The following is a 6,055-nucleotide window of genomic DNA, read 5'->3' on the forward strand; positions in this document are numbered from 1 at the left end:
AATAAGATTTAAAATGAAAATAGTCGAAGTTAAACACTTCGACTATTAGTTTTGTACAGGCGGAGAGACTCGAACTCTCACACCTCGCGGCACTAGATCCTAAGTCTAGCGTGTCTACCAATTCCACCACGCCTGCAACTTTCCCGAAGAATTCGGGTTGCAAATATAAACAATACTTAGAAACTACAAACTTGTTGCAATAAATTTTTCTATTTTTGAGAAAGAAATTAAAATCTTTACATGAATACAATAAAATCTTATATAGAAAACAATAAAGAACGCTTTTTAAACGAACTCATTGAACTTTTAAAAATCCCATCAGTAAGTGCAGATAAAGCCTTTAAAAAAGATGTTTTAAACACGGCAGATTTTGTTTTAAAAAGTTTAAAAAAAGCAGGCTGTGATAAGGTTGAACTTTGTAAAACACCAGGTTATCCGATCATTTATGGAGAGAAAATTATTGACACAAATTTACCTACAGTTTTAGTTTATGGGCATTATGATGTACAACCTGCAGATCCTATAGATTTATGGCACTCACCACCATTTGACCCCGTAATAAAAAAAACAGAAATACACCCAGAAGGCGCAATTTTTGCACGGGGTTCTTGTGATGATAAAGGCCAAATGTACATGCATGTAAAAGCCTTAGAGTACATGACATCTACTGGCAACTTACCTTGCAACGTAAAATTTATGATTGAAGGTGAAGAAGAAGTAGGTTCTGAAAGCTTGTCTTGGTTTGTTCCTAGAAATAAAGAAAAATTAGCCAATGATGTAATACTTATTTCTGATACAGGGATGATTGCCAATAACATACCTTCAATAACAACCGGTTTACGTGGTTTGAGTTATGTTGAAGTAGCAATTACAGGTCCAAATAGAGATTTACATTCTGGTTTGTATGGTGGTGCTGTAGCAAACCCAATCAACATTTTAACCAAAATGATTGCTTCTTTACATGACGAAAATAATCATATTACGATTCCTGGTTTTTATGATAATGTAGAAGAGTTATCTTTAGAGGAAAGAGCTGAAATGGCAAAAGCACCCTTTTCTAAAGAAGACTATAAAAAATCAATAAATATTGGTGAGATTTATGGCGAAAAAGGATATACTACCAATGAAAGAAACTCTATTAGACCTACATTAGATGTAAATGGTATTTGGGGAGGTTATACTGGTGAAGGGGCTAAAACCGTAATTGCCAGCAAAGCATACGCAAAAATTTCCATGCGCTTGATTCCCAATCAAGATTGGAGAGAAATAACAGAACTTTTTAAAAACCACTTTGAAAGCATTGCTCCAAAAGCAGTAAAAGTAGAAGTAAAACCTCATCATGGAGGACAGGGTTATGTTACCCCTATTGACAATATTGGATATCAGGCAGCAAGTAAAGCGTATGAAACTACTTTTGGTAAAACTCCAATTCCGCAAAGAAGCGGAGGAAGCATACCTATTGTTGCACTTTTTGAACAAGAATTAAAAAGCAAAACTATTTTAATGGGATTTGGGTTAAATTCAGATGCGATTCATTCACCAAACGAACATTTTGGTGTTTGGAACTACTTAAAAGGTATAGAAACAATTCCCTATTTTTATAATTATTTTACAGAATTGCATCACCAAAAATAAATATCTCTAATAATAATTATGGAGTAAATGTAAAAATTGATGTTAGAGAAAAGTAAATAAAATCTAGGTTAAAATGGAACAAGCTTCTTTTGGGTTGATATTATTTTCGATAATTAAATAATTCTTTGATGATTTTTTACAAGAGAAAAAAAAAATCAAAAGTTTATTTAATAAAATAAGCTTTTAAAATATAATCTACTTTTGGGTAATTTTCTTTCAGAAACTTGTTTCCAAGCTTGTTAATTTTACCTTGTTGCCTACCCAATCGATCTCCATAACCATCGTAAAATTTTAATACATTTTCTTGACCTGCAATTACTTTTGCAATAACAGGAAAACCTGTAACACCAGAATACGCCAACTTATCTAACCGTGGATTGTCTTTTAAATTGATAAATATTTGATTGGATCTTGTTTTTACGCCTCCTCTGGCAAAAGCCAAAGTCATAGCATCGTTTTTTCTCATTACAGGTTCGTCTTCAATACCTTTTTGCCAACTTTTATTGATTAAAGAATCGTTATGAATACCAAATTGCGCTACAAAATTGGGTACCACTCTAAAAATAGAAACATCTTGATAATAGTTGTATTTTATCAATTGATACAACCTATCTACACCATTTGGAGACCATTCTCTAACAGCTTCAATATCAAAATTACCTTGTGTAGTTTCAAAGCGTGCTTTAAAGGTTTCTGGTGCTTTTTTTTCTAACCACTTTGTTTTAAACTTCTTAGTTGCACAAGATGATAATAAAATTATAGATGCTAATAAAAAAAGTATTCTTTTCATTATTTGGTGATATTACTGACGATTTAATACAAATATACTTAAAAAGAGGAGTAAATTTTAACGCTACACTTACCTTCTTTCTTTATTTTCTTGTTGTTTTTAGCTATAGAAATATCGCCAATTTTTGCAAAACTAGTTGCCCCAAAAGGCGAGTATGATTTTAAATTAAAAGATCAAGAAACTCCTGTAAAAACTTGAACAAAACAGGAAATAGACCATAAAAAAAGTTATTAAAAGCAGCAAAAAGTGCTCTAAAGCAAAAAGCTGGTAAGTAGGTGCGTTAGCGATTGAAATGGCATCCTTTTTAGTTGTAAGTTCGAGTAAATTTATGAGGAACGAATAAATTTCTATCGAGAACAAGACTAAAAAGATATAATGGAAAGCGCGACCTGAAAGGGAACGCCCAACGTATGGACTGCAATCGAAATGACATTCTACTCTTTTTCTGCCATTTTTTTCACATAATCTGTAATAATAACTATTTGTGTAGGCCCAACTTTACCCTCAATGTATTTTTCATTTTCATGATCTAAAGAAATTCTACGAACTGCTGTACCTTGTTTGGCAACCATACTAGAGCCTTTTACTTTTAAATCTTTTATTAAAACCACAGAATCTCCTGCCTGTAAAATGGCACCATTGGCATCTCTATGAATTATTTTTTCGCTTTCATCTAAATGGTCTCCAGATTCTTTTGCAAAACGAATATCCTCGTCTTCTAAATACATCATGTCTAACAAATCTTGTGGCCAACCTTCTTTTTTCAATCTGTGCAACATTCTCCAAGCCACTACTTTTACAGCTCTAAACTCGCTCCACATAGAATCGTTTAAACAACGCCAATGATTTGCATCTGTATTTTCTGGATTTTCTATTTGATCTACACAAGTTTCGCAAGCTAACAAACTGCCATCTACACCACCTGTAGAAGTTGGTTTTAACTCGTAAATACTTAAATTATTGGTAGCTGCACACAATTCGCATTTATGACCACTTCTGTTTTCTAAATCTTGTTGTAAACTCATTTTTTATGTTGATTGATATTTGGCAAAAGTAACAATTTAATTCAGACTATTATTAGAAGCTATTTCACGCTTTCCATTATATCTTTTTTTGTGAAAAACAAAAAAAGGATGCCATTTCAATCGTGGCTAAACTTGTTTGCTAACTTTGGTTTTATTGAATTTACAAATTGTAATTTCTAAATGAATTTTCTTTATAAGGTCTAAATAACACACAAAATCAAAATTATACAACTTTGAAACTTTGAAACTACTCAATTTCTAAAGAAGTAAATGTAAAAGAAGTACCATCAAACAATCCTTTATCAGACAATTTTAAAGACGGAATAACCAACAAAGCCATAAAAGATAAACTCATATAAGGTGCTTTTAATTGGCTGCCCATTTGTTTTGCTATTTTATCTAGTTCTGCATACGCTTTTCCAATTTCTTCAGCAGATTTATCGCTCATAATTCCTGCTACTGGTAAAGAAACTATTTTTTCTTCTGTGTTATTTACAGTACAAACGCCTCCTCTATTTTTAATGATTAAATTAACAGCTTTACAAATTGCTTCGTCAGAAACCCCCACAGCAATTATATTATGAGAATCGTGGCCAACAGAACTTGCAATAGCACCTTCTTTTAGTCCAAAATTTTTAATAAATGCTATGGATGGCTCAGAATTCTGATAACGATTTACAACCGTCATTTTTAAAATATCTTTTTTAATATTAGAAACTAAATTTCCATTTTTAATAAAGCTTTCTGTTTCAATTTGGTTGGTTACCAACTCGCCATCTAAAACTTCTATTACTCTTATTTTTTGGGCAGAAGATGTAAAGTTAAAATCTTCTACTTTCTTTTTATCTGTTTTAAAGTTATTTAAAACTTCAAAATCAACAGATTTTACAAAACTCTCTCCGTTTTTAGCTACCAACTCACCATTAATATAGGTTTCTAAAACCTTGAATTTTTGTAAATCTTCAACAACAATAAAATCTGCAAAATCTCCTTTTTGTAACAAGCCTACATCTAAATTATAGTGTTTTACAGGGTTTATACAAACTGCTTGTAGTACTTTAAAAACGTCAATATTTTTAGCAACAGCTCTTTCACATAATTGATTAATGTGTCCCAACAACAAATCATCTGGATGTTTATCATCTGAACAAAACATCATATTTTCGAAATGTTCTGGCAATAAATCTATTAAAGCATTAAAGTTTTTGGCTGCAGAACCTTCTCTAATAATTACTTTCATACCTTTTTGCAGTTTCTCTAAAGCTTCCTCGTAAGTAAAACATTCGTGGTCTGTAGAAATGCCTGCTGCAATATATTTGCTTGCATCATCTCCTCTTAATCCTGGTGCATGTCCATCAATGGGTTTGTTATTGTTTTTAGCATGCTGAATCTTAGCTAAAACCTCAGCATCATCAAATAATACACCTGGATAATTCATCATTTCTGCCAAATATTTAATATTAGGATTTTCCATCATCACTTTAATATCGTTGGAATTTATAACAGCTCCTGCACTTTCAAATGAAGTTGCTGGTACACAACTGGGGGCTCCAAAATTAAATTTCAACGGAACTTTTTTTCCGTTTTCAATCATAAAGTTAACTCCATGTACACCTAAAACATTGGCAATTTCATGCGGATCTGAAACTGTAGCAACTGTACCATGTTTTACCGCTATTTTTGCAAATTCAGAAGGGACTAACATAGAACTTTCTATGTGTATATGTGCATCTATAAAACCGGGTAAAATGTAATTTTCACAGTCGTGATTGGTTGCTCTAATTTCTAAAATTCGGTCATTTTCAATCTCAACTTCGCCTTTAAAAATCTTTTTGTTAGCAATATCTACAATGTTTCCTTGTACAATCATTTTAAAACTGTTTTACACAAAACTACAAATAATAAAAAGTAATTTTTAAAATCTAAACCTTTTATTCTATTTTTGATGATGCATAAAAAAAAAGATGTTAGAGGCGTTTAAAAATTGGGCAAAAAATAAGGAATTTTCTTTGCAAGATTTATTTCCAACAGTAGTTAAAAAAAAGGCTATCCACGTAGATTTAAGCATCCATAATACACTTGTAAAAACGATTAACGAGTTTAACAACCTTCCTTATTTTGAAGAAAAATTAGAGGAAATTCAAGATAAAAACCCAACTAAAATTATAGCTGGTGGCTATTTAGAAAAAAGAGCTTTATACACATCTGACAATTACAAAAGAAGCACAAAAACAGGTATTGAAAAAAGAGACACGCATTTAGGTATCGATTTTTGGTTACCTGCTAAAACACCAGTAAATACAGTTTTAGATGGTGAAATAGTCTGTATTACAGACGATAATTTTGAAAAAGGATATGGTGGTTTACTAATTTTAAAACATAAAACCGAAAACAATGTTTTTTATACTTTGTATGGGCATTTATCTCTAGTAAGTATTGCACATCATAAAGTAGGTAATTTCCTAAAAAAAGGAACGGAAATTGGTGTTTTAGGAAATGCTAGTGAAAACGGAAATTGGGTACCTCACTGTATTATACTGAAATAGGTTGACCTTTTTTTAGGTTTAATTTATACGTTCAAACTATTTTTTTAAGCCGTTTAGAA

At 31.5% G+C, this 6,055-nt stretch carries 5 protein-coding genes, 1 tRNA gene and 1 pseudogene; 3 read left to right on the plus strand and 4 right to left on the minus strand.

Features of this window, described 5'->3' with window-relative positions; all coding sequences use genetic code 11:
• Positions 1-54: 54 nt before the first annotated feature.
• Positions 55-136, minus strand: a tRNA-Leu gene (locus tag Q0662_RS11575).
• Between the two features lie 104 nt (positions 137-240).
• On the opposite strand from Q0662_RS11575, the gene Q0662_RS11580 reads away from it, so the two are divergent.
• Positions 241-1,635, plus strand: coding sequence for a dipeptidase (locus tag Q0662_RS11580; protein ID WP_298949961.1), 1,395 nt, complete (start codon positions 241-243; stop codon positions 1,633-1,635).
• 163 nt (positions 1,636-1,798) lie between these two features.
• On the opposite strand, the gene Q0662_RS11585 is transcribed toward Q0662_RS11580, so the two are convergent.
• Positions 1,799-2,425: a peptidylprolyl isomerase gene (locus Q0662_RS11585; RefSeq protein ID WP_298949964.1), complete on the minus strand. Its 627-nt coding sequence runs from the start codon at positions 2,423-2,425 to the stop codon at positions 1,799-1,801.
• Positions 2,426-2,494: 69 nt separating this feature from the next.
• Between Q0662_RS11585 and Q0662_RS11590 the strand changes: the two are divergent.
• A pseudogene (locus Q0662_RS11590) lies at positions 2,495-2,620 on the plus strand (DUF4407 domain-containing protein); the annotation flags it as partial.
• Positions 2,621-2,859: 239 nt separating this feature from the next.
• Here Q0662_RS11590 and Q0662_RS11595 read toward each other — a convergent pair.
• Together Q0662_RS11595 and ade are read right to left on the minus strand one after the other, a co-directional pair.
• The gene (locus Q0662_RS11595) at positions 2,860-3,450 is read right to left on the minus strand and encodes an alkylphosphonate utilization protein (RefSeq protein ID WP_298949967.1); all 591 of its coding nucleotides are present in this window, start codon (positions 3,448-3,450) and stop codon (positions 2,860-2,862) included.
• 247 nt (positions 3,451-3,697) lie between these two features.
• Positions 3,698-5,320, minus strand: a complete 1,623-nt coding sequence (gene ade, locus Q0662_RS11600) for an adenine deaminase (RefSeq protein WP_298949970.1) — start codon at positions 5,318-5,320, stop codon at positions 3,698-3,700.
• Between the two features lie 94 nt (positions 5,321-5,414).
• On the opposite strand from ade, the gene Q0662_RS11605 reads away from it, so the two are divergent.
• A complete protein-coding gene (locus Q0662_RS11605) occupies positions 5,415-5,996 on the plus strand; it encodes a peptidoglycan DD-metalloendopeptidase family protein (RefSeq protein WP_298949972.1) in 582 nt (193 codons plus the stop codon).
• Positions 5,997-6,055: the final 59 nt, after the last annotated feature.

The organism is uncultured Polaribacter sp., assembly GCF_947503855.1.
In the GTDB taxonomy this organism is placed as follows: Bacteria; Bacteroidota; Bacteroidia; order Flavobacteriales; family Flavobacteriaceae; genus Polaribacter.